Below are 23,422 nucleotides of genomic sequence, written 5' to 3'. Positions count from 1 at the left end.
CTGCGATTCACGGACCCGGCCGAATCCTTCGAAAGCGCAGGTTATTGAGCGCTAACCAACGGCGGCTTGAAGTTAACCTGGGCGCAGGTGGCTTGGTGTTGATATGGGACCGTCTCGTATCGTACGATTCGGCAGTCGGTCGCCAACCACTTGGTCGGCGCGGCGCGTCGGGGCGGTTGCAACCAGGTCAAATAAGGAGTCGGAGATGACCCCGTTGAAATTTTTCTCGCGGCATTGGCACGACGTGGGCGTCGTCTCTGGGTTGATCGCGGGCATCTACCTTGCGATCGCCTGGAAGCACCTCGATGTTCTCCAGCGAATTGTGATCATTAACTTCATCATTGTTGTCCTGCATCAATTCGAGGAGTACAGCTGGCCCGGCGGATTTCCGTACGTGGCCAATAAGATATTCATCCCGCTGGTGGGCGGAAATTTTTTCAAGCCGCTGAACCAGCTCTCGTCGGCGGCGGCCAACTGCACCTTTGCGTACGTCTTCTACCTTCTGCCGGTCTTCTTCCCGCACACGATTTGGCTGGCACTGGGAACCTTCATCTTCGGGTCAGTCCTTCAGGTGATCGGCCACGGCATCGTCGTGAACTATCAGATCCGATCCCTGATCAGCCCCGGCACCATTACAGCCGTGCTCGGTTGGCTGCCGCTGGGTGTGATCTATGTGAAGTACATCTACGATCACGGCCTGGTTGGCGCATGGGACTGGCCGCTCGCAGTCGCATACACAATCGCCGGCGGGGTGGGCTGCTTTTATCTGGTCGAACAAGTGTGGCTCGGTAGCGATGATCCGAATTACCACCCGTTCGACGAAGACGAACTGGCGCGCTTCCGGATTCCGGAAAAGTTTGAAGCCGCCCAGCGAAGCCGCGCAGCGAAAAAGCAAGCCTGACGGTCGGCTAACCGTCCGCTGCTTTTACTAGGCCTGCTTTTACTAGGCCGCGCCGTTACTGGCACCCGCTTCTGCGGGGACACGGGCGCCCAGCAGCGCATCCAAGGCCATCTGGGCGAGCACGGGCGCAAGTTCCTCCCGCGGCAATCCGCTGTGCGAAGGCCGCTTCCGAGGGTCCGCGGCACAAGGCTCCGTCGGTGACTGCAGCAATGCGATCGCCGCATCACACATTGCTCGCACTACGCCTTCGTCCAACTCCGGGCGCAACTTGGATACGGTCCTAACCCATTCGCCAATGAAGAGGCGCTGCAGGTAACGCAGCCGATGGCTGTCGGCTTCTGGAAGGTTCCGAAATTCAGTGCGCCACGTCACGATGTTTTCGTACTGATCGAATACGAAAGCGAGGTGGTGGTCGATGATGGCCGCCAGCGTCTCGTACGGGTCCGTCAGTGAAGACACAAGATCGCGCGTGCTCTCCAGATGGGTGGTGATCACGTCGTCTAGCACCGCGATCAGCAGTGCCTGCTTGCTGGAGTAGTGGTTGTAGATAGCGGGTCCGGACAGCCCGAGTTCGGCGCTGATCTCGTTGATGCCGACGGCGTGGTAACCGCGGGCCGAGAAGAGCCGCGCCGCGGCCGCAATGAACTCCTTCTGTCGCGACGAGCGCGTCTCGACGTCCTGCCGTCTAGCCATCTTGAATGCCACCTCAGTGTCCCGGGTTTTCCAGCCTTTGGAGGAAGTTTAGCGCCCACTAAGGCAACACGACATGCCGCGCGACGCAGATCACGATCGCGCGGTGGCCGCCGTGGCAGTGCTGCAGGAAAAGCCACTGCCTGCTCTATGCCAGCATTCGTCGATGATGATTCAGGCTATGGGCAATTCTCCTTCGTCTCCGGTTTCTGACCAGCGCCTAGTCACGCGGATCCAAGCTCGTGGGCGACGGAGTACGTCGCATCGTTGCTACCGACATCAGCCGCGCGATCATGCTCGTTAATGCCGGCGCGGGAGGGCACGCGGTCGACGAAGATGAGGTCGCTGATCCGCCGGAGTAGGTCCGAGTCCCACGGCCCCTCGGCCGACAAGGCGAATTGCTCCCAGATCAGGGCAGGACCCACCCGGGCGAGAAGCTCCAGGTCGGACGGTGCTCGAAGCAGTCCATCGGCGGCAGCCCGACGCAGCACGCCGATGAGGACGTCCTTTCGCTGCGCCACGAAGTCGCGCTGCAGCGCAACACCCAGGTCGGGGTGACGGTGTGTCTCTATTTCCAGAGCCCGGATGATGGGGTGCTCCCGCTCGATCGCGGCATACAGAACGCGCAGCAGGACTTCGAAGTCAGCCTGAGGGTCGCCACTGTCAGGATCTTCCAGAACGGCCACCTGGCTCCGTTTCAGCGCATCGATGACCATGGCCGTCTTCGTCGGCCAGCGCCGGTACAGCGTGGCGCGACCGACCCCGGCGAGCCGGGCGACGTGGTCGACGGTCATCCCGTCATAGCCCCGATCCACCAAGGCCTGGAGCACCGCGCGAGCGACCGCGGCCTCGTCAGTGATGCGAGGTCGGCCCGGGCGTCGTTGCGCCACGTCCTGCCTCTGGCGAGGGAGACGGTTCACGAGGGGTTAGCTTACTACGTTACGAGACGATCGGATCTCAAAATAGTGTCGAGAATTGAACGGACGCGGCACTTCGACCCCCGGCCCCACCACGCAGCGGCCCGCCGGGACGTTAGCGGTCACAAATTAGAGCCTTGGGAGGACAGATTTGGAGGCTTAGGCTGGCCCAGTGACCGAGATCTCCAGCACGCCGGCGTTCAGCCCGCACCGTCATACGGACCGCTGTCAAAAAGATCCCGTTCGACACACCTGGACATGCCCCGACGCCGCGAGTGGGCCGGCGGGAGGCGCGTCCTCAAGTGTCGATATTCGGGACATGCTGATTCTTCACGCCGCGTTGGCACGGGAGTTTCGCCTCGCGCCCGCGGCGGTCAGTCGAGTTGACCCTGGTGATCGCAAGCAGGCTAGATACGTCGACGAGCATCTCACCCTGATCTGCGACATGCTCCACGAACATCATGGCGGCGAGGACGCGATCCTCTGGCCGGTCCTGCGGCCGCGGCTATCCGCTGACGAGAATCGGCTGCTCGACAAGATCGAGAGCCAGCATGTCGGCATCAACGACAGTATCGAGCGCGTCAACAAAGCTCGCCGCGAGTGGGTGGAAAATCCCGACCGCGCCCGGCGCAGCGCATTGTCGAACGAGTTGCAAACTCTCTACGACTTGGTCACCACACATCTCGAGGACGAAGAACGCGACATTCTCCCGCTGGCGGAGGCGTACATGAGCGAACGCGAATGGCGCGCCATCAACGAGGCCGGATTGACGCTTTCGCCGAAGATGCTGCTGCTTGCTGCCGGCTTGTGTTGTTATGGGACAGACCGCGAGCTCATACAGGTGATCCTCGGTGTGATCCCCGCCCCACTTCGACCCGCCGTCGTCCGGATAGGCGGCTTCATGTACGCCCGCCGCGCCGCACGCGTCTACGGCACGAGGCGTCCCTAACAGCTTCGCACCCCGGGCTACTCGCCCGCGATGACCATCGCGCACGGGAGGTCGATTCGTCCCGGACACGGCGCTTCGTAGGGTTACCGTCGGCTAAGTCAACCGGGGTGCGAGTGGTCGATAGGAATCGTAAAACGTAGCAGCAGCTGCGACTTCAACTCACGCGCTAGCTGCCGCGCGTTGAGCATTGCGGTTAGTACCCGCTAGCAGTATGGTCCGAACGACGCAGGATTTGTGGTGGCGGGCGGAGATCACGGTCGGCCATTACGTCTTCCTCGAGGGAGTGTGACTTGCCATGTGGTACATCGACTCGATCAATTGGAACGACAACTACACCCGCGAGGTCGATGCCGCGATCAACGGTGAGTGGGGGGACGAGTGGGCCAGCGATGACCGACGCGACTATGGCTGTCGGGTTCACGGAAACCCGTTTATGAAGACCATGAGCATCGCCTGGCTCGATTCGGTTGAGAACCGCCGCGGCGAGCTCGACGCGAAGTTCTACGACAAGGACAACGGGCTGTTCATGCCGCTCTTCGAACTCCTGCCCGACCAGGCGACCCGGATGGAGAGCATCCACATCTTCGACCGCGACGACCCGGAGTTCCTGGAGCTGGGCGAAGAACGAATTCATGAGCGACTGACGAGCCACATGGCTGATCTCTGGACGATGCCGGAGGAAGACCGCCCAGAAAACTTCGGATTGGACACCTGCAAGCACTACGTCAACTCGATCGTGCTCAATTCGTTCGCCGCGGGCCACCTGCCGCCGACGATCCTCATGGAGATCATCCGGCAGGAAATGGGGTTGCCTTACGCGTGGCCGAGCGCCCAGATCGACGACTAGCGCAGGGCCGCTGATGAGACTCACAAGGATGGAAGCGCGATGATGTTCACCGTATGGCTTTACCGCTTCAACCGGGGGATGGCCCCGACTGCGTTGGACGAGCTGGATACACGCGGAGTGGAAAAGGTGTACCCGGGCGTCGACCCGGCCCGTGGTACTTTCTTCGGTCGCACCTGGGGACATCCCATCTATACCCATGCCAGCGTGTTTCGCCGCGATGGCCTCGCGGCGCTGCGCGCCGAGGTCGAAGATGTGGATAACCTGCTGCGCAATCTGCGGATCCTCTCGCCATCGCTAGCGGCGATGGAGATCCGCAATATGGTCCCCCGCGACGACCCGGACCTGGTCTCGCTGGGCGATGACGGGTGGCACGTTCAAGCGGTGCAACCCTGGATCGACGTCGCCAAGGCGAACCCAGAGGTGGCTTACCACCTCAACGTGATCGGGGTGTCGTGCGTCAAGAACAACACGTTCCCGCCTTCGATCGTTCAGGCCGTGTGGCGCGACAGGCTGGGTTTCCCGCAGAAGTGGTTCGGCGGTCCTGACGCACGCCTCGCCTGGCCGGAATTCGCGGCGGAGCGCGGCGCCAAGACCGTCACCCAGTCAGGCTGATCTCGTCACGTGAAACCGACGATTGCGAGTGCCTTTCCGACTGTGGTGCGACGCAGGACCCCGTTATCCCAAGCGTCAGCAACCATGACGTTGGCGGGTGAGGCATCCCTTCGAGGCTTGGGCCGGCCCCGTGACTGAGACCGGCAGAACTCCGACGTTCACGGCTCACCGTCACACCGACCGCTGCCGGAAGGATCCTGCTCGCTACACCTGGATCTGCCCCGTCGATGATCTGCAGAACTGCGGTGGCGGCACGGTTGAGCTTGTCGACATCCGCGACATGCTGGTGTTTCATGCGGCCGCATCCCGGGAATTTCGCCTCGCGCCCGCGGCAGTGGCGCGAGTCAAGCCAGGGGATCGCAAGCATGCTCAAGCCGTCGATGAATATCTCGGCATGCTGTGCTACGCCCTTCATGCGCATCACGACGGCGAGGACAGGATCCTCTGGCCCGTCCTACGAGAACGCCTCTCCGCCGAGGAAAGTCGGCTGCTCGACAAGATCGAGATCCAACATGCGGACATCACGAGCTGCATCGAACGGGTCGAAGATGCTCGGCGCCAATGGTTTTTGCACCTCGATCACCACCACGGCGACGCACTGGCGAACGAGCTGCACGCGCTGTCCCGGCTGGTGGATCGTCACCTCGACGACGAAGAACGCGACATTCTCCCGCTGGCCGCCGCTTACTTGAGCGAAGCCGAGTGGCACGCCGTAAACGAAGGGGGGAAAGCTGTGCTTTCATTCAAAGCTGTTCTCTTCATCGTCGGCATGACCTGCTACCGGGTGAACCGGCGGCTCACCAACGTGGTGCTGTACTCCCTTTCAGCTCCGGCCAAAATTGCCATCCCCCCACTGGCGCGCCTCATGTACGTCCGCCGCGCCGCCCGCGTTCACGGCACTAGGCGGCCCTAGGTTCTGCGAATTGCTATGTGGCACGTGCCCGAACCACGCCATCTGTACGCCCTGCACCGCTTCTTCAGGCGCCATCCGGACATAACTAGCCTTGCGGAATCCCGATGATGTACTGCTGCCATATCGAGTCGGTGCACCGAAGCGGTATGCCTTCAGGTGATTGCGCGGCGGCCTGGTCATCGGAACAAGCCTCGCCGTAAAATTTCACCCCGTCGAATTGCGGAACTCGCGTCCAGGTGTTCGTCCTCGGGTGGCGGTATGAGGCCAGACAGATCAAGGTGTTGCCGCTCGCATCCACTCCGAATGGGTAGATGCGCATGGCCTCGCATGAAGCACCCTCGACTGCACCTGTCCGCACATGGTCGGCGCAACTCACCCCGTCACATGGCACACCGGATGCCACACCCGGCGCGGCCACACCCTCGGCCACGGCCGCGATTGCGGCGAGCGCAGCTCCGACGCCCCAGAGTCCGATGCATCGTTTCAAAGTCACGGCGCTTACCCTCTGCTGTTCCGCCGGGTCGAACCGGCTGGTGAAAGTTGTCGCGGAGAACCGCAACGGCCTTCTCACATTTTTCACGACTAACCCTACTGCGAAACAACCCAATTGTGGTTGACTCCGTACATCGGCCGACAGCGACATTCGGAGCAAGAAAGAGCACACGATGCGCATCTACCCCATCATCGTCGCACTGATGAGTTGCATCTCCCCGCTGGCGCTGGCACCGGTCGCTCACGCCGACGATCCCGTGGTGTACGAAGTCCGGTCATCGACCATCCCGACGGCGAACATCGACTGGTCTGACACCGCCGGAACACATTCATTGCAGAACGTACCGCTACCGTGGCGAACCAGCGTGATGGTCGACAACGCCCGCAGCGACGACGCACGGCTTGCCGCCGAGTGGCAACCCGGCACGATTACGTACCCGAACGCCGGCCGTTATCTATGGGTAACTCTCCGCATTTACAGCAAAGGAAGCCTGCTCTGCGAAATCACACTTGATGTCGGTAAGACAGCCTGTACCGGCAGAGGGTACTGGGCCGACAGTCAAACCCCGAGGTGATCGCGGCGCAGAGAACCGGCAGCCAAATATCGCCTTTAGAGTGACGGTCCGAACTTAGGAGACACTATGCCGATGTGGTACGTAGACGGGCTCAGATTCAACGGAAATTACACCCAGGAAATGGATGACTTCCTGCACCAGATGGGGGCGCGCTGGGCAGGAATCGAGGAAAACCCGAACAACCTCAGTGAGGCCCGCTCGCACGGCAATCCCTACCTCGACGTGTCGTCGGTCGCCTGGCACGAATCCACCGCGCGAATGGCCGGTCAAATGAACACCTATCGCGCCGAGGACGAGGGTCGCGCGTCAGGCGAGGAGCCCGCGGGGTACGGGTACAAGGAGATGTTCGAAAACATTCCCCGCATGTGGGACCAGAACCATGGTTTCCACATCATCGATGCGGACGATCCTGAGCTTGTCGAGCATGGCGAGGCATACATACACGAACGGCTCACGAGCTACATCGCCGAGCCGTTTCGGGCGAACTCGGCCGCGTTGCCTCCCTACATCCGCTCATATGTCGACCAGAACACGGTCATCGGACTCGCGGACGGGTGGTACACCGGGCTACCGGCGGTCTTCCTCGAGCCACTACGCCAACGACTGGGATTTCCCTACGAGTGGTGGGGCGCACCGATCGATTGACCGATTACTAGTCGGCCCGGAAATTAAGCGCCCACTAACACAGCCGGGGTGGACCAGCCGTCACTTAGCTGCGGGTTAGCTTCGGACCGTCGCGGTCGGCGAGATTAATTACCACAAAGTAGGGAATGGTAGCCACGCCGTCCGGGGCCTAGGCTGGCTTTCGTGACTAGTACCGACCGCACCCGGGCGTGCGATCCGCACGGGAATCCCGCCGAGAGCCCGACCGCGCTCGTCGATGTCCGCGACATGTTGGTTATTCACGCAGCTTTGTCACGCGAGTTTCGCCTCGCACCGGCGGCGGTCCGTCGGGTCAAGCCAGGAGATCGCAAACACGCACGCAAGGTAAACGATCATCTCGGCTTCATCTGCAAGCTGCTCCACGAGCATCACGTCGGCGAGGACGAAATCGTCTGGCCTACCCTCAGAGCCCGGCTGTCAGCTGCCGATCGTCGACTACTCGACAAGGTTGAGACACAGCACGCTGGCATCAACGCCGCGCTAGAGCGGGTGCAAGGTGCTCGCCGCAGGTTTCTCGAGCAGCCTGACTCCAACCACGCTGCGGCATTGGCCAACGAACTCGAAACCTTGCACCAACTGGTCGTCGAACATCTGGCGGACGAAGAGCGCGACATTCTTCCCCTGGCGGCTGCATACCTGAGCGACCCCGAGTGGCGGGCCATCGGACAGTCCCTCCGGGCCCTCTCACCAAAATCGTTGCTGCTCGGCGCCGGAATGTGCATCTATAAGGCGGATCCCGAAGTGATCGCGATGATGTTCAAGGCCATTCCCGCCCCGGTCCGAGTCATCGTGCCGCTGATATCCAGCCGCATGTATGCGCGCCACAACCTCCGCATCCATGGCACCACGCAGCCCTGAGTCCGCCGGAACGGCGAAAAGCGTTCTGTCTTAAGACATCTCTAAACGCGGTGACGTCTGGATCTCAGGACCCGCCGGGCGGCACCAAGCCGAGAACCTCGCCGAGCGGCTTGTCGGGGGTCAAGCCGTCGACGCGGTCCAGCCCGAGAACCGAAAAGCGCAGTGAGTAGCCGTAGTAATGGACCAGCAGCGCCAACACAGCGAGGATCCACTTCTCGCCCCACGCCGCAACGGCAGCATCCCACAGCTCGTCGGTCATGTTCCACTCGAAGGACGCCTTGACGAATTTGAGCGCCAGCCGCTCGTCATCGGTCCAGATGTCGGAGTCGGGCATGTCGAGCAGCAGCAACTTGGTCCGGGTGATGCCGGCCCCTTCGGATGCCCAGCCGCCCATCACCGTTCGCGTCCACCCGTTGTGCATGTGCTTGACGTGCAGCCAGGTCGACATCAGCATGTAGCGCAGATATTGCTCACTCTTCGGCTGATCGACCGGCACCCCGCGTGCCAGAATCTCATCCGGCGGCAGCGAGGGATCGACGCCCAAAACGAGCGCCATGAGCACGACCCAGTAGTCGAAATCGGCAGCGTAAATCTCCGGAACGGTTCCCGAGAACAGGTTTTCGCCGTACCTCGCCGGCGCCTCCATGACTTTAGGCCAGTGCTGCAGGCGTCCGTACTCCTTAGCCCGCCGGATCAGCTCGTCATTGTCGATGTGAGGCAGGCGGAGCTTAAACGGCTTCTGCTCAGCAGGTGAAGGCAACTTTGCACTCCTAGGGAACGGGTATGAGGAGAGGGGCAGCGATTAGTTCGTTACTGGGCGCCGAGTAGGGCGAAGTCCGCCTCGATCAGTTCGGTGAGCTTACCGGTGTTGATCTGCTCGACCGGTTTGAGGTAGCCGGCCCGGTTCTGCCAATTGTCCAGGTACTGCTGGTCCACTTCGATCCCCTCATATACCTCTTCGACGGTGGGACCGATCTTCGCCGCGATCTTGTCCAAATGTGTGCCGTCGAGGTTATAGAAGCGGATCGCGTTCCCGCCCAGGATCTTTCGAACCTCGTCCTCCGGAACACCGGCAAATGCGTGCCGGATCCACTCGCGGGTGTGCGGCCAGGTGCTTTCCGGATGCGGGATGTCGGCGCCGAAACAGAAGTGATCGACGCCGATCTCACGGCGCATCTGCACCTCGACCCGATGCGGCGAAGTGGGGGTGAGCGCGCAGTTGCGGTAGAAATACTCGCTAGGTGTCAGCTCGAGGCCGTGAGCGTGCTTGGCGAACTGCTCGTCGAGGAAGGCCAACGTCGCCGGCACCCAGTCCGCCCGGAGCTCGGTCATCATCAACTTCAACGTCGGATGACGATCAAACACTCCGCTCATCATCAGCTGCCAAACACCCTGGCGCGGCCCGACATCCAAAGCGAACGGCGACCCTTCGTTGTTGGCGTCCATCATCTCCATGACCTGGCTGCCGAACGTTTCAAGATCGAAGCCATCGGTGTCGAGCGCCTTGCTGTCCGCGGCCAGCGCCATGTCGAACAAGTTGGTGATGGCGCCCTGCGGCATCCCCCATCCGACGTGCAGGTTGATCACCAGACCCAGATCGGCGCACGCCGCCCAGAAAGGATCATAGGACCGGTCATAGATTGGCGGCCGGCTGTTATCGGTGACATACCCCGGCAAAAACACCGACACGAACCCGTGTTCGGCCAGCCAGTGCAGCTCGGCGACCGCCTCGTTTACGTCCAGCAGCTCACCGGCATAGCCCACCGGGAACAGACGCCCTTTGGCCTCGCTGATTATATCGGCCACCCATCGGTGATAGGCCCGCATGCCGGCGGCCCGAAGATCAGCCGGATAAACCCGGTTGGTCACCGTGAAGAACGGCTGGGTGTGATCGCTGCCGACCAGCAGGATCTCCCCCGCGATTCCCTGGTCGTCCTGCACCGCCAAGCGCTTGGCGACGTCTTCGCCGAGATCAGGCGCCACCGCGAGAGTCTCCTTCTCGTAGACGCCAGGCACCAACATGCTGTTGCGCTGCAGTCCGGCGAACATCAAGTTGCCGGCTTCCTCGGACGCCAAGTCGTCCAGACGATCGCGATAGGCCGGATCAATGTAGGGCCGGTACACGTCGATCGAACCTCCGAAATGACCGTCGCCAGAAACCACCGTGATCCGCTGCACTTGTCCAAACACCCCTTCGATCCATCGAACCAACTGCCCGCCACGCCTACGGCAGGCCACACTGTCAGCGACAGTACTGCTAGCGGTCACTAACCGCAATGCTCGAAACCTGACCCGCAAATCGGGCGATTCGCCTCTTTAAAGCCTCCGAATCGGAAACCGTTGAACGCCGCAACCCTCGGGCGAAAGGGTTCACGGCTGCTAACCCGCTGGGGTACGCTCCGCGAGGTGAGCCATCGGCGAGGTACGGCCGCCAACGTCACTTCGATCGGGGCTCCACCGCTGAACCCGGCACGACATAACGAGATCGGAGAGCCATGGCCCTGTGGAGCGTGTTTGGCGTCGCCTACAACGAGAACTACACCGCCGAAGTCGACGGCTACCTGCACCGAATGGACGAGCTAGGCCTATGGGGAATGGGTGAGAGCACCAATCTCAACGAGGCCCGGGCCCACGGCAACCCTTACCTGGATGTCTCCTCACTCATTCGCCAAGAGTCCACCGACATCATGGGCCAACAGATGAACACCTACGACTCCGAAGACCAAGCCCACGCCGCAAAAGACGACGGAGCAACTCCCGCACACCGCTACCAGGAAATGTTTGAACTATTGCCCGAAATTTGGGACCAAAATCAAAGCTTCCACATCATCGACGCCGACCACCCAGAACTCCTCGAACACGGCGAGGCCTACATCCACGAGAAGCTCACCGGTTACATCGCCGAACCATTCCTGGAAAGCTCCGGCCTCCCCCTGCCGACCTACGTCCGGCACTACGTCAACCGCTCCACCGTCGACGCTCTCAGTACCCCGTGGCAGGCAGGCCCGCCAGCGGTCTTCCTCGAAGCCCTCCGGCAACGGCTCGGTTTTCCCTACGAGTGGTGGGGCGCAGCAATCGATTGACCGACTATCAGACGTCCGCCTGCGAAAACGTCCGTCCCAGACAAAGAATCGTTGTCAGACCTTCGCGAGTCGGGCGAAGTCCTGATCCAGTTCTTGGCCGATCCGCTCCGTGTCGACCTCGTCGGCGGGACGTCGGTAGCCCGCCCTGGCATCGAAATTGGCCAACAGGCGATCATCAAGAGCACCGCCGCTGAACAGATCGTTCGGGGTGATCGCCAGCCGCGCGGCGGTCTTTTCGAGCGCGGCACGGTCTAGGTGGTAGACCCGAATAGCGTTCTCGCCCAGCACCGTCCGCAGTTTGTCCTCGGGCAGACCGCGGAACGCATCGGCGATCCACTGCCGGGTATTGGGCCAGGTGCTTTCCGGGTGGGGGATGTCGGCGCCGAACATGAACTTCGAAACACCGATTTGGTCCAGCATCTCGATCTCGGCACGGTGCGGGGCCGACGGTGTGACAACACAGTTGCGCTCGTAATACTCACTCGGCTTGAGTTTGCACCTGCCTGGATGCTCGGTGAATCGCTGATCCAAATACTTCAGCGTCGCCGGCACCCAATCGGCGCGGACCTCCGTCAACACCAACTGCAACGTCGGGTAGCGGTCGAATACGCCGGCGAGCATCAGTCGCCAGAGCGCCTGCTGCGGGTGCAGGGTCAGCGCCAAGGGCGAATCGGGGTTCTTGGCATCGATCTTCTTCTCTTTCCCCAGCCTTTCCAAGGCCTCCATCATCTCGCCGCTCTCTTGCGAAGCCGCTTCCTCAGGCGCCATCATGTTCGCGCTCTTACCTTCGTCGGCAAGTGCGCGGAAGAATTTCATCGCGGCACCTTGGGGCCTGCCCCAACCCGCGTGTACGCTCAGCGCCAGCCCCAGCTCGGCGCACTTTGCCCACAGCGGCTCATACTCGGGGCTCTCCAGAGATGGCAAGCTGTTGTCGGCGTTCGCGCCGGGAAGTGTGATCGACACGAACCCCTGCTCGGCCAGCTTCGGCAGATCCGCCACGGTGCCAGGGATGTCGTCGGGGTAGATCTCGGCGTTGCCGACGATTCGGCCACCCGCGGCGCTGAGGAACTCACCCGCCCAACGATTGAAAGCACGCGATCCAGCCGAGCGCAGCGGGGCCGGATAGGCATCGCCCAGACTGCTGAAAAACGGCGCCAGACTCGAGTCCGCGAGCACCAGCTCACAGGCGATGCCTTCGGCGTCCAGTTCGGCTACCCGCTTATCGACATCCCAGAACACGTCGGGCAGCCCGGTGCGCACACCCCGCTCGTCGATAACTGCGCGAACCTCAGCCGGCAGCTTGGCCATTGCGCCGAACACGACGGTGGCAAAAAATTCCTGAATCTCGGCAAGGTCGCTGAGCCTGTCCCGGTACGCCGGATCGATGTAGTCGCGATACCCGCCAAAGGGCTGGCCGATGTGGCCGTCCCCGGAAAAGATGATTAATGGGTCCATGGTGACACGTCCTCCCACACAGAATGTTCTCGAGACGTTCCCAACTGAACGCCTTCGGACCCGGCGCCCACCTTCACGCGCGGGCACACGCGGGTTATTGAACGCTAACCCATCGCGACTTCGGTTGTCCAGCCGGGTCGCCCGCTGGCACGCTGGCGTCGTGTTTTGTCCGAGGTGCCACGCGCTTCAGCCCGACGCGGCGACTGGTTACCGCTGCTGAGTCGTGACGATGGCACGCCGTCTGAGGCGTTAATCGAGACAAAGTCGGGGATGTCCCACACCCCTCCCTACACCTGAATCTGCCGCTTCCGCGGCGCCGCGCCGAGTGCGGTGGTTCCTGTTTCAGGGACAAGCGAGCCGAGTAGCGGAGTCCCAAGGCCCGGGGTCCAGCTTGACCGGATACGTCAACCCGGTGGACGTGCCATGCGCGACGCCGTTGTTATCGACCGTTCCCGTGAAGTGCACGACATTCCGGGTGCCCGTCCAGGTGATTACGAAATCAACGGTGCGGAGGTTTATGCCGCCGCTGGCGTTCCCCACCGAAGTGAGGTCCGGGTTGACGCGGACCGTCGCCGTCGGCCCCAGCGTCGCGACAAGGGCCTTGACCGCGACGTCGTAGCCGCTGGAGTGATGGAGGTCCAGGTGCGCCGCCGGCACCGTGCAATTGTTCGGGTCGGCGTGTGCTGTTGATGTCGCCAGGACCTGCCCGGACGCGATCGCGGCTGCCGCAACGACGGTTGTCAACCTGTTTAGCACTTTGCGCTTCGCCTTCATCGTGTCCCTTTAACAGCTCGACCAATTGCTGTTCACCCGGGCGTGTACCTGGGTTGCGTCCTCGGGAACCCAGATCACCGCAGACGTGCCGGTAAGGCGGAAGTTCCCCGCGCCTCCCAGGGTGCAGTCGGTCTGCACGGCGATCTTGTATGCCGCATTCCCCGCCGGCGACACCGCATGACACCCCCGGTCTCGTCCCGACTGCGCAACGACGCTGCGTCCCGCGGGATCGACGTTGAACAGCGTCCACGAGTAGTCGTCCTGAAGCAACTGACCCTCGCCACGCGTGAGGTAAGGAAGGTATGGGCAAAACTGCAGCGACCCATTCATCGCGTTAGCCGGCAACGCCGCACAAACGCTGAACCCGAGTGTCAGCGCGAATGTGACTGCCAGCGAGCCGATTACGGTCGCGTGCTTCCGGTTCAAAAAACCCGCCGTTGCGGGCTCACTCGTGCGGGGCCCATTCCGCGCCGCCGGCGGCTCGGGCGATTGGGCGAAACGTCGAGAAGCCATCACACAGCATCTCCCGCCATCATTGCAGAGTCGCGCCAACAATTTCGGTGTATGGCCGCCACATGATCGAGGCGCGGCGGCTCCCACGGGTGGTTGCCCGGCCGAATGTCCATGCAGCACAAGGGACACCGTCAACAGGACCCGTAGCTAAGGCAAGCCCAGGATTGCCGATCATCCCAACCTTTGAACCACGTCCCGGCCGGGGTCATGAACATTTTGAACTCACCGTGCTCGCAGTAGGTGTTGCTTTCCGAGGTGACCGCACAGGTGGTCGAATTCGAGGTCACATAGTTCAGCGGCGGCAATGGACGCTGCGCCTGGCCGGGAGGGAATTGAATGGCCGCGGTCCAACCGTGATGCACTGCGCGGTTTCCGTTGAACCACCCGATGTGGTCGTCGCCCGCGGGGGCGCCGGGGTAGGGACCGCTGCAGCCGAACCCACCCCTATCCCAGATGCCGCAGTTGAGTCCCGAGGGGGTTAGGAACCACACGCCGGCATGGTCGGGAATGAAGAATTCGTCCGGCGCCCGTTTAGTGTAGTAGGAGGTGACGGTCGTCATGTCGGGGAATGGACTGCCCGGGCCGACGGGAGGCGGGTCGGCATGGACCGGGACTGCGCCGGCGAACGCAAGGACTACCGCAGACCCGAGCGCCATCAGCCACCGGTACCCCAAAGCGCGAATACTAGTGTTGTGCCGTTGTGCAAGAACAGTTTTCATTCGTCGCCATTAATCGCAGTGCTAAACGATGTGCTGCCGTAGCAAGCGGCATTGCCGAGGTCGAGTGCGTTTTCGCATCTGACGACGTCGCCAAAGTAGATGCGTACCATCACGAACTTGCCCAGCCGACCGGTGTACCAGTTGGCACGCACTTCGGCCCCGTCTGTGCCCAAGCTGCGTGGGTTGGCGACCTGCGCCGTGGTGCGCCAGGGCAACGGGACATTCCGGAGCAGTATTCTCCGTGTGCCGTCGAAGTACTCGATCCCATCGACCACGGCGACGTTGTCTGAAACGACTTCATAGGTGACGTTCTCGGCGGCGCGGGCTGCTGGAGCCAGCCACCCGGCCGAGATGACAGCGAAGACCGAGACGACGCCGAGTAGAAGACGAATCATGAGTTCTCCTGTAGTTCAACGACTCACGCCGCCCTACGGGCCGGCTAAGACCACCGCGACGAGGTTTTGCCCACTGCGCTCGTCCAACACCATGGTTGCCCCGATGTCGCTGTACGAACAATCGGGAATCGAGGTGTAGCCCTCTAGCAGGGCGGCACGAATAGCTTCGGCTTGACTCTTGGTACTGGCGCCTCCGAAATAGACACCCTTACTGCCGCGGTAGCCGAGTTCCTTCAGGCCCGGTAGCGGATCCTCGATCGGGGCGTGCGAAGCGGCATGGTCCGCCCAATCTTTGAACGACTTGTTGATCACCTCGGCTACCCGCTGGACTGTGGGATTAGGGTGAAGCGGCCCGCATGGCGTTCCGGCGCGGGCCGCCGTCACCGCATTCGTCACCATGTCCACCTCATCGGCGCCGGCCGACGCTGCCAGCGTGACGCCCACCGAAAGCACCGTCATGACTGCGGCTGCCGACATCACCAGCTGGGGTCGGGCGCCGCGTCCCTCAAGCAGCGACTGATCGCTCACGAGCCCTCACTTCCTCGATCCACGCGTGCGGAGCACCGCTAGTCGCACACATGTGAACGGTGGATCCTCTCGCCCCACCGCTTTGCTTGTTGGACCGACGGTCCGGTGAACCAGTCGGGCTGATGGGCTTTGATGCCGTCGTCCACGTTGGACAGCTGCTGCCACAGCCTGTAGAAACTTTCACCCTCATACAGTGGGAAAAAATTGTCGTTGGCCATGTCTTGATCGACCGTGAGCGCCTGGGCGCGCGGAGTGAGAAACGCTACCGCCTGGTCGAGGTTGGTGGCGACGATGTCGACCTGCTGCTGAATGCCGCCGGCGCTGTAGTCCCAATCCGTACCGGAACCGATTCGGGAGCCTGGTCCATTCTGTTGGATTCGGATGAATTGCACCCTGTCGATTTGATCCTTGAGCTGCTCATACTGGGCGTTGTACCACTGACACATCTCCCTCTCGGCGGTGATATCCGCATCCGTCACGCGGTTCCGGGTCTGGTTAAACGGAAAGGGGAATCTCGGCTGCCAGTTGCTCGGGGTGGGAACGATAACCGGCATCGGCTGGATCATCTCGCTGTCAGGGCGGAGACACTGGAATATGCAGGGTGGCGGTGGTGGATCCGCATTAGACCTCGGCCCCGAGAACACGACGACACCCGCGGACAACGCAATGCTCATGCCTGCCAACACCGCACCGGCATAACGAACGGTTTTTTTCATGCCGCTCCCTTCACCCAGCCAGCTTCGCCGACATCAAGGAGGCCTCATCTACCCTGCATGGCAGCGCCGATTCCGCCGACATCGGTGATCTGCCAGTCCTTGTTGCTGTCGATGGTGATGCTGTAGGTCGCAGTGGACTGCAACGGCTCGGGGCCTTGGGCGGTCTTGGTCAGGACGCTAACGAAAGAGTCGACCACATAGACGCCGCCGGTGCTGGACCGAACCTTGGACGCAATCGGCTGTGCCGTCGAATTCCATTGCAGGGGAACCAGGATTTGTTCCATTTGGTCCGCGGCCTTGCTGAGCTTTTCCTTGAGTTGTGGACTGGTCCCCGCCACCAGCTTGCTCTTCCAGCCATTGAGGTCTTGGGCGTTCATCGCCGCGGCGTTCACCGCATAGTCGAGGGCGACCTGTTCGGCGCGAGCCTTATTGTCGGATTGACGAGCCTGTGCGTCGATTTGGCGTTCGGCTCCGATATAGAGCCAAGCCAGCACGCCCACCCCGACGGCCAAGGCCGCGACCAAGATGCCCAGCAGCAGGCCACGAATCGAAATCGACACCTGCCGGCGCGATGGCTTTTCATCGGCGACCTCAGCACGGACCTTTGGTTTGTCACCTTCGGGTTCCACTGTCTCGGTCACAGCAGGCGGCTTCTCACTCACCGCCTCGTCGCTGCCGTTCGCAGATTGTTCGGTAACGGTTGATTTCTCATCTGTCATGGTGAAACTCGCCTATTTCGGGGGGATGGTGACGTGCAGCGTGACCGCGCCGTCCTCCGGCATGGTAGCCAGAATATTGGCAAGGATCTGACCGGTATCGAAGTTCATCAATGCACCGCCGATTCCCTTGAGCTTCGGCAGCATCGCGTTTCCGACAAGTTTGAGATCGCCGCCGGTGTCATCTAAGAACTTTTGTATTCGGTCGAGATACTTGTTCAAATTTGGGACCAGCAGGTCCGCCCTGTAGGCGAGAAAAGTATTCACATCGCTAAAGATTCTGCCGGTATCCCTGCCAACCAAAGGGAGCACTGGCGTGACGTCAGCGAGCGTGGGCCCCACCCATCCCGCGTTCTGAAGCAAAGTTTGAAAGTTGTCGAGCAGGTCGCGCCCGCGCCCGTGCATATCGGCCGCGACGTTTCTCAACAGCATGCTGGTGTGGGACAGATTGGGCAGCACCGCCTTGGTGTCGGGTAATGCGGTATCGACTTCGTTCACGATCCGTTTGAGCGCATCGGGATCGGCCTGGTTGAGAACGCGCACGACACTTGTTGTCAATTCTGAGATCGATGCCGGCGCTCTCACCCGCTCAGCGGCGATGCGTTGGCCGTCGCGCAACGTAGGCCCACCGCGGGTCTGCGGAAAAAGCCCGATATATGACTCGCCGAGGGCTGAAAGGTTTTCCAGCCGCACCTCGCTGTCAACAGGGATTGCGTATTGGCCATCAATGTAAAAGTCTACGGTTGCACCGCTCAACGTGGATCGGATATTGGTGACTTTGCCGACGGGCACACCCCGCAGCAGGACATTCGAATCGACGACGAGGCCGTTGATGTCGGCCACCTGCATCGACACATTGGTGCGGTGCGAAGGCGGTCCGACCCGCACGCCGAGCAATGCAATATACGCCACTGCCCCGGCGACCATCAATGCAAAGGCGATAAATGTCACGACGTCGCGTATTCTCATGGCGCGGCCCCCAAAATTCGTAGCACATTTGCGACATCACCGGACATTTCGCGACCGTCGGGTCCGACGATTGAGGTGATGTTGATCGCAGGGTATTTGTCTTGCGGCAAAAAATCGTCGGTGAACAGCTTGCGCCAGGCCGGCCACTCGTCCTCGAACGCCCATTTTGACTGCTGGAGCGCCCCGAAGGCATCGGCCAGCGAATTCAGCAGGGGCACCAGCCAGTATCCGCCCTCATACACGCTGCCGACAGAGGGAAAGATGGAAGACAGATAGGTTCCCAGGATCGTCGCGCGATCGAAGCTCAACATGCCCTTCGGCGAAAACCAGAATTGAGCCGACGGGAGTCGGGTGTACAGAACGTCGGTTGTTCCGCGCACACCGTCAAGCCATTGGTCGACGGTATCGAGGTTATTCGACAGGTCCGCCATGTCGGAAGCGGCCTGAGACGCCAGCCTGCGTACCGCGCCTTGCTCTGGCGGCACAACCCGATTGAGGCCGATGATCGTGTTCTGGATTCGCAAAATGGACCCGCTGGACACAAAATTCGCCAGGTGCGCGATGGTGTCTTCCAATTGCGCCGGAGAGGTGGTCTGCTTCAACGGGATCGTGGCGCCCGGAGCCAATGCTGGTGCAGCCGCTTCATTTTGAGGCCGGTCGAGGGTGACGTAGATGTCGCCCAAGACGGTGGCCTGCTGCAGTGCGGCCTTGATATTCGACGGAACGTTGACGCCGGGGGCAATACGTGCGGTGACGTCCACCAGACGGCTTTTGACCGCCACATTAGTCACGACCCCTACTTCCGTTCCGCCCATCACCACCTTCGCCCGTTCTGGCAAATTGAGGACATTGTCGAATTCAATGACGATGTCGTAACCACCGCGAAAGCTCTTGCCCGGCTGGGGCAACGCATTGGGATTGAGGGATGTACACGACGACAGCGCGAAGCCGCTTGCGACGACTACGGCGGCCAGCCAGGTCCGGCGCTTCATCGGTGCGCCTGCGTAAGGACGTACTGCAACAGTGCAACGTCGACCGCGTAAGGCTGCCCCTGGACGTTTGCGCAGCTTCCCGGCGCCGAGGCGTTCATGATGTTGCACAGCGCGACCCCATCCGGCGTCCGGACACGATACAGCGGCGGCCGATATTGCAAAAGATTCCAAGGCCGATTGTTGTAGTGGTTGGCGATGGTGTTGATCCACCAAGGTACTGGCGTCAGTAGATCCGCGATCGCCGGAGCATGTGCCGCCAACTTACGCACCGCCATAGCGGTCGCATCCAGCGTGAACTGCGTCTCCTGGCCGAGGTTGACCTCCAAATCTGAAACCAGGATATCAATCGGAAGAATGTTCACGAACACCCGGTTGCCGCCGTCCACCGCCCTAGCAATGTCCGGTGTGGTCTTTTGCACATCGAGAAGAATCTGTTTCAGCGGTCCCCTGAGTTCTCTGAGCAGCGAAGTCAGCTGTGCGAGATTCGTGATGACGGATCCCAGGGAACTGATTACTTGGTCGGGACTATCTAGCACCGACGAAGTCGTGGTGAACAGGCGATTGATGCCAGGGCCATTACCATTGATCGCCCGATCAATCCCACGGACCACATCAGCGATGTTCGCTGACCCGGAGGGGTTAAGGGAATTCACGAAATTTGTCGCAGAACCTATTGTCTGAGACAAGCTCTTGGGGGTGAACGATCGGTTTAGTGGTATGCATTCGGATGGACGCAGCGGCGGGCCTCCGTCGGGATTACCGACCAGTTCAAGGGACCGGTCGGCGAGAATCGATGTCGACCGGACGATCGCTTTGACATTCCTGGGCAACTGGCGTTGGTCGGTGACCGTGAAGTCGACACGGACGTCGGTGATACCGGGGGCGATCGATTTGACTGTTCCGATCTGATAGCCCATCTGGGTGACCGCGTTACCCGGGTAAAGCCCAACACTGTCGGGCATGATCGCGCAGTAGTCGGCGCGGGATTCACCGGTTACCGATGCACATGAACCGACGAAGGCCACCAACCCCGCGGCTGTAAGGGCCGAGGCGACGGCCCGGCCGACACGACGTGCATTCGCCGCCGCCATCAGCACGGACTCCCCGGTAACGGGATACACATGTCGGTGGCGAGTAGCTGTGGGGGTGCATTCTGCGCGTTAAGGACTCGTTCGATCTTGTTACGCAGAGCGCGAAGGCTTCGGATTATCACACCATTGTTCTCGGCCCACATCCGCGCTTTTTCCTGCCAGTTTCGCACCTTTTCCAAGAAGTCTTCGCGATGATTCAGATAAAATTGGCCCATCGGCGCCAGGGAATCGAAGACGCGACCAAAGTCTAACATCGTATCCCCAAATTGCTTGCTGTAGAGATCGAGCGTCTGCTCGGCGATGGCGACCTTGTTCACAATTTCGCGGAGCCCGTCGCTGAAATTATTTAAGGCCCGGATGTACTCGTCGGAGAAATTCAGTATAGCCGATACCTGGCCCCGCTGTCGTTCAATTGTGGCCATGAGGCTGTTGCCGGCATCGACTATCGCCGACAGCGCTTCTATATTTTCGCCCGAAAGTCCACTCTGGAGCTGATCTAGCGACTGTCTGAGCGGCTTAGGATCGATCTTTTCGGTGATTTTGGTCGAATCGGCCAGCGTTTGCATCAGGTTGTAGGGCATCGTCACGCGCTCCTTCGGAATCGAATTAGCGCCCAACGGTTTGTTGCCCAGCGACGTGAGGTTCACATAGTATCCGCCCACCACGGTGAGCATGCGCACGTCTATCTGTGACTGGTCTCCGACGAATGCGTCACGGTCGACCAGCGCGCGGACGCGCACCCGATCACGCTCCAACGTCAGATCTTTGACCTTGCCCACTGGGATGCCGGCGATGCGGACTTGCTCTCCGCCACGGATCGACGCCGCATCGGTTGTGTAGAACGTGACGCTCGTCTGACCTGGTGGGCTCACGTAAAGCCAAGCCGCTACCAGCGCGATGACGGTCGCTAGGACAAGCGCACCGGCGCCCCACAATGTTGGGTGTCGCAGAATTTTCAGTGTTTGCACAAGACCACCCGTTGCCCGTTCAGAAGGATGTCCATTTGCTCGGGAAGCTGGAAGTGGCCGTGCGAGCACGGCAGGGGCGCGCTCGCGTGCGGCGGGGGGCCGATGTTGTCCCACATGACCGGCACGAGCTTGATCGCGCTGATGAAGTCGTCCAGATTGTTGATCGCCCGGTCGAGTCCTTCATCGAGGTTTGTGACCTGATCTGTAGCTGGGGCGCCGGGGGGCTGCATGACGAAGTGATCACCATGATTCCCGGTGGATGGAAATCCGATATTCTCCAATAATCGCTCCGCGGCACTCATATAATCGGGGTTGAGCGCAGTTTTCCTGAACTCTTTTATGACCGAAAGAGCCGCATCCAGCGGCCTGTTAATCCATTCCAATATCTGGATCATGTGCGGCGACTGGCCGCCCATGGCGTCGGCGACCGTGGACAGATTTCGCATCACCGTTGCGACGACCTGTTCGCGATCCGACACAAACTTGGTCAGGGTACGGATACTGTCCAGCATCGGCGCCAAGCCACCACCATTGCCAGACAGAAAATCCACTGCATGGGCTACAAAAGCGTTGATGTCGTCGGGACTGAGGGTGGCGAGCACAGGCTGCAGTCCGTTGAACAAGGCGGTGACGTCGAATGACGGTTGCGTCATCGCCGTTGAGACATTGCGAACGAGCTCAGCGTCTTTATAGCTTTCCGACGGGTTCACGACATCGACATATCGCGAACCGGTGAGAGACTGATATTTGATCGCAAGGCGCGTCGCCGGCACGATACCGAACCGTCGCTCGAGAGTGAGCGCCACAGCGGCGACGCTCTGCCCATTTCTTCGCTTGAGCTCGACCGATTGAACCTTGCCGACTCGAACTCCGCGAACACGAACGTCAGCGCCCGCATACAAACCGGATGCATCGGTAAACTCCGCGGTGTAGGCGCGCACGTTCGGCGCTACCGGCTGCGTAATGGCATTCGCAAGCAAGATGAAAAGAGCAATCGTGACGGCGCTGAGTATTCCCAGTCGCCAGACCGCCGCCGCAGGCTTCATTGCTGGCCACCCCCAAAACCAAGCGGTGCCGCGATGCCGGGCAGACTGTCAAGAACAATTCGAACCCGCAGAGCGCGCTGCTCCGGGGTCCCGCTGTACAACTTCTCAAAACGGGTACGCAGCTCCACCAGCGTCTGCGCGACGCCGTCTGGCCGCAGCAGCGGAGGAACGGCGTCGGTTATCGACTGGACCCCGTTGACCAAGGGAAGCAAATCGGCTACATGCGAATATTCCAGCCTGCCGATTGACCCAAATAGGCCATTTGCTACCGCTTCAATCGTGGAAATGATAGCTTGAAATTCTTCCGGGCTGTCGTCCCCGAGACCCTTGTGCAAATAATTGACATTTCCGTGCGCGAGATAGTCCCCAACATCAGAGGTCGCATTGAGCGCACCCGGAAAAGCGACGCTCAAACCCGTGGTATTGACTAAGAGTTGTGCGGTGGGCACCGTTTGCACCTTGGCGACCGCATTGGCGGCGATCAAGATAGTTTCGATCAGCGGATCCAACGCAGCCGTGTACCGCGTGGTCCTATCAATCACGGAGACCAGTTGCGGTGTTATGACTCCGGTAGAGAGCTGACCGAGACGAGTCAGCAACGCTTGAAGGGTAAAATTGCCCGTCGGCGCCTTTTCAATCTGCATCCCGTCCCGGAGCAATTGGCCACCAGTCCCAGGGGTGATATTGACGCCGGTAACCCCGAAGTAGTTGGCGGGCCGGAAGTCGATCTGCATGGAATCGGTCAATCCGGCGACCGACGCTTTCTGCAGGTCAGCCCCCAGCCGAACCGCCCCGCCAGGCAGATTCGACACGGACACCACTTTGCCGACTTGAACCCCGTGCATGATCAGTGCGGTGCCTGGGACCACACCTTGAACGAGATACGGCGTGTCTATTGCCAGCGAAATCTGGTCAGTACGTGTCTTACCGGCAAAGGGGTTGACAACGAAGAAGCCCGCCACCGCGACACAACACAGCACCAGTGCTGCGCCGATGATGGTTACCGTTCGCGCCTCGGATTCTGCGGAAGTTTCCAGTAG

At 60.9% G+C, this 23,422-nt stretch carries 27 protein-coding genes; 9 read left to right on the top strand and 18 right to left on the bottom strand.

Going from position 1 to position 23,422, the window contains the following annotated elements; translation table 11 throughout:
- The first annotated feature begins 205 nt into the window (after positions 1-205).
- Positions 206-901 carry an HXXEE domain-containing protein gene (locus AWC19_RS14090; protein WP_158090870.1) on the top strand — a complete coding sequence of 232 codons (696 nt, stop codon included), beginning with the start codon at positions 206-208 and terminating at the stop codon, positions 899-901.
- Positions 902-943: 42 nt separating this feature from the next.
- On the opposite strand, the gene AWC19_RS14085 is transcribed toward AWC19_RS14090, so the two are convergent.
- Positions 944-1,606 carry a TetR/AcrR family transcriptional regulator gene (locus AWC19_RS14085; protein ID WP_085078673.1) on the bottom strand — a complete coding sequence of 221 codons (663 nt, stop codon included), beginning with the start codon at positions 1,604-1,606 and terminating at the stop codon, positions 944-946.
- 209 nt (positions 1,607-1,815) lie between these two features.
- Complete coding sequence (locus AWC19_RS14080; RefSeq protein WP_281255282.1) at positions 1,816-2,406, bottom strand: TetR/AcrR family transcriptional regulator; 591 nt, start codon at positions 2,404-2,406, stop codon at positions 1,816-1,818.
- 274 nt (positions 2,407-2,680) lie between these two features.
- On the opposite strand from AWC19_RS14080, the gene AWC19_RS14075 reads away from it, so the two are divergent.
- The 7 genes from AWC19_RS14075 to AWC19_RS14045 all read left to right on the top strand — a co-directional run bounded on the left by AWC19_RS14075 (position 2,681) and on the right by AWC19_RS14045 (position 8,417).
- Positions 2,681-3,457, top strand: coding sequence for a hemerythrin domain-containing protein (locus tag AWC19_RS14075; RefSeq protein WP_245848965.1), 777 nt, complete (start codon positions 2,681-2,683; stop codon positions 3,455-3,457).
- A 295-nt stretch (positions 3,458-3,752) separates the two neighbouring features.
- Positions 3,753-4,304, top strand: a complete 552-nt coding sequence (locus AWC19_RS14070; protein WP_085078670.1) for a hypothetical protein — start codon at positions 3,753-3,755, stop codon at positions 4,302-4,304.
- Between the two features lie 39 nt (positions 4,305-4,343).
- Positions 4,344-4,916, top strand: coding sequence for a hypothetical protein (locus AWC19_RS14065; protein WP_085078669.1), 573 nt, complete (start codon positions 4,344-4,346; stop codon positions 4,914-4,916).
- Between the two features lie 130 nt (positions 4,917-5,046).
- Complete coding sequence (locus AWC19_RS14060) at positions 5,047-5,829, top strand: hemerythrin domain-containing protein (protein ID WP_142281167.1); 783 nt, start codon at positions 5,047-5,049, stop codon at positions 5,827-5,829.
- 665 nt (positions 5,830-6,494) lie between these two features.
- Positions 6,495-6,896 (top strand): hypothetical protein, encoded by a 402-nt coding sequence (locus AWC19_RS14055; protein ID WP_085078667.1) that lies wholly within the window; start codon positions 6,495-6,497, stop codon positions 6,894-6,896.
- Positions 6,897-6,962: 66 nt separating this feature from the next.
- A complete protein-coding gene (locus tag AWC19_RS14050) occupies positions 6,963-7,541 on the top strand; it encodes a hypothetical protein (RefSeq protein ID WP_085078666.1) in 579 nt (192 codons plus the stop codon).
- A gap of 162 nt (positions 7,542-7,703) precedes the next feature.
- Positions 7,704-8,417, top strand: coding sequence for a hemerythrin domain-containing protein (locus AWC19_RS14045; protein WP_211284925.1), 714 nt, complete (start codon positions 7,704-7,706; stop codon positions 8,415-8,417).
- Positions 8,418-8,481: 64 nt separating this feature from the next.
- On the opposite strand, the gene AWC19_RS14040 is transcribed toward AWC19_RS14045, so the two are convergent.
- Together AWC19_RS14040 and AWC19_RS14035 are read right to left on the bottom strand one after the other, a co-directional pair.
- A complete protein-coding gene (locus AWC19_RS14040) occupies positions 8,482-9,177 on the bottom strand; it encodes a carboxymuconolactone decarboxylase family protein (protein WP_142281166.1) in 696 nt (231 codons plus the stop codon).
- A 50-nt stretch (positions 9,178-9,227) separates the two neighbouring features.
- A complete protein-coding gene (locus AWC19_RS14035; protein ID WP_085078663.1) occupies positions 9,228-10,595 on the bottom strand; it encodes an amidohydrolase family protein in 1,368 nt (455 codons plus the stop codon).
- 317 nt (positions 10,596-10,912) lie between these two features.
- Here AWC19_RS14035 and AWC19_RS14030 point away from each other — a divergent pair, with 317 nt between their 5' ends.
- Positions 10,913-11,500, top strand: coding sequence for a hypothetical protein (locus AWC19_RS14030; RefSeq protein ID WP_085078662.1), 588 nt, complete (start codon positions 10,913-10,915; stop codon positions 11,498-11,500).
- A 54-nt stretch (positions 11,501-11,554) separates the two neighbouring features.
- On the opposite strand, the gene AWC19_RS14025 is transcribed toward AWC19_RS14030, so the two are convergent.
- The 14 genes from AWC19_RS14025 to AWC19_RS13965 form a co-directional block, all read right to left on the bottom strand.
- Positions 11,555-12,955: an amidohydrolase family protein gene (locus AWC19_RS14025; RefSeq protein ID WP_085078661.1), complete on the bottom strand. Its 1,401-nt coding sequence runs from the start codon at positions 12,953-12,955 to the stop codon at positions 11,555-11,557.
- Between the two features lie 342 nt (positions 12,956-13,297).
- Positions 13,298-13,699: a hypothetical protein gene (locus tag AWC19_RS14020; protein WP_142281165.1), complete on the bottom strand. Its 402-nt coding sequence runs from the start codon at positions 13,697-13,699 to the stop codon at positions 13,298-13,300.
- Between the two features lie 39 nt (positions 13,700-13,738).
- Positions 13,739-14,155: a hypothetical protein gene (locus AWC19_RS29165; protein WP_142281164.1), complete on the bottom strand. Its 417-nt coding sequence runs from the start codon at positions 14,153-14,155 to the stop codon at positions 13,739-13,741.
- A 218-nt stretch (positions 14,156-14,373) separates the two neighbouring features.
- The gene (locus AWC19_RS14015; protein ID WP_085078659.1) at positions 14,374-14,802 is read right to left on the bottom strand and encodes a hypothetical protein; all 429 of its coding nucleotides are present in this window, start codon (positions 14,800-14,802) and stop codon (positions 14,374-14,376) included.
- Positions 14,803-14,957: 155 nt separating this feature from the next.
- Positions 14,958-15,356 (bottom strand): hypothetical protein, encoded by a 399-nt coding sequence (locus tag AWC19_RS14010; protein ID WP_085078658.1) that lies wholly within the window; start codon positions 15,354-15,356, stop codon positions 14,958-14,960.
- Between the two features lie 33 nt (positions 15,357-15,389).
- Positions 15,390-15,884 (bottom strand): hypothetical protein, encoded by a 495-nt coding sequence (locus AWC19_RS14005; RefSeq protein ID WP_085078657.1) that lies wholly within the window; start codon positions 15,882-15,884, stop codon positions 15,390-15,392.
- Between the two features lie 38 nt (positions 15,885-15,922).
- The gene (locus AWC19_RS14000; RefSeq protein ID WP_085078656.1) at positions 15,923-16,600 is read right to left on the bottom strand and encodes a hypothetical protein; all 678 of its coding nucleotides are present in this window, start codon (positions 16,598-16,600) and stop codon (positions 15,923-15,925) included.
- Between the two features lie 44 nt (positions 16,601-16,644).
- A complete protein-coding gene (locus AWC19_RS13995; protein WP_085078655.1) occupies positions 16,645-17,319 on the bottom strand; it encodes a hypothetical protein in 675 nt (224 codons plus the stop codon).
- A gap of 12 nt (positions 17,320-17,331) precedes the next feature.
- A complete protein-coding gene (locus AWC19_RS13990; RefSeq protein WP_085078654.1) occupies positions 17,332-18,285 on the bottom strand; it encodes an MlaD family protein in 954 nt (317 codons plus the stop codon).
- The gene (locus tag AWC19_RS13985; RefSeq protein ID WP_085078653.1) at positions 18,282-19,277 is read right to left on the bottom strand and encodes an MlaD family protein; all 996 of its coding nucleotides are present in this window, start codon (positions 19,275-19,277) and stop codon (positions 18,282-18,284) included. The genes AWC19_RS13990 and AWC19_RS13985 overlap by 4 nt, the downstream gene beginning before the upstream one ends.
- The gene (locus tag AWC19_RS13980; RefSeq protein WP_085078761.1) at positions 19,274-20,368 is read right to left on the bottom strand and encodes an MlaD family protein; all 1,095 of its coding nucleotides are present in this window, start codon (positions 20,366-20,368) and stop codon (positions 19,274-19,276) included. Before AWC19_RS13980 ends, AWC19_RS13985 begins: the two co-directional genes overlap by 4 nt.
- Complete coding sequence (locus AWC19_RS13975; RefSeq protein WP_085078760.1) at positions 20,368-21,327, bottom strand: MlaD family protein; 960 nt, start codon at positions 21,325-21,327, stop codon at positions 20,368-20,370. Before AWC19_RS13975 ends, AWC19_RS13980 begins: the two co-directional genes overlap by 1 nt.
- Positions 21,324-22,382: an MlaD family protein gene (locus tag AWC19_RS13970; RefSeq protein WP_085078652.1), complete on the bottom strand. Its 1,059-nt coding sequence runs from the start codon at positions 22,380-22,382 to the stop codon at positions 21,324-21,326. The genes AWC19_RS13975 and AWC19_RS13970 overlap by 4 nt, the downstream gene beginning before the upstream one ends.
- Positions 22,379-23,419 carry an MlaD family protein gene (locus tag AWC19_RS13965; protein WP_085078759.1) on the bottom strand — a complete coding sequence of 347 codons (1,041 nt, stop codon included), beginning with the start codon at positions 23,417-23,419 and terminating at the stop codon, positions 22,379-22,381. The genes AWC19_RS13970 and AWC19_RS13965 overlap by 4 nt, the downstream gene beginning before the upstream one ends.
- Positions 23,420-23,422: the final 3 nt, after the last annotated feature.

The organism is Mycobacterium palustre (assembly GCF_002101785.1).
GTDB lineage: Bacteria > Actinomycetota > Actinomycetes > Mycobacteriales > Mycobacteriaceae > Mycobacterium > Mycobacterium palustre.
This window is presented reverse-complemented; position numbering and strand designations above follow the sequence as displayed.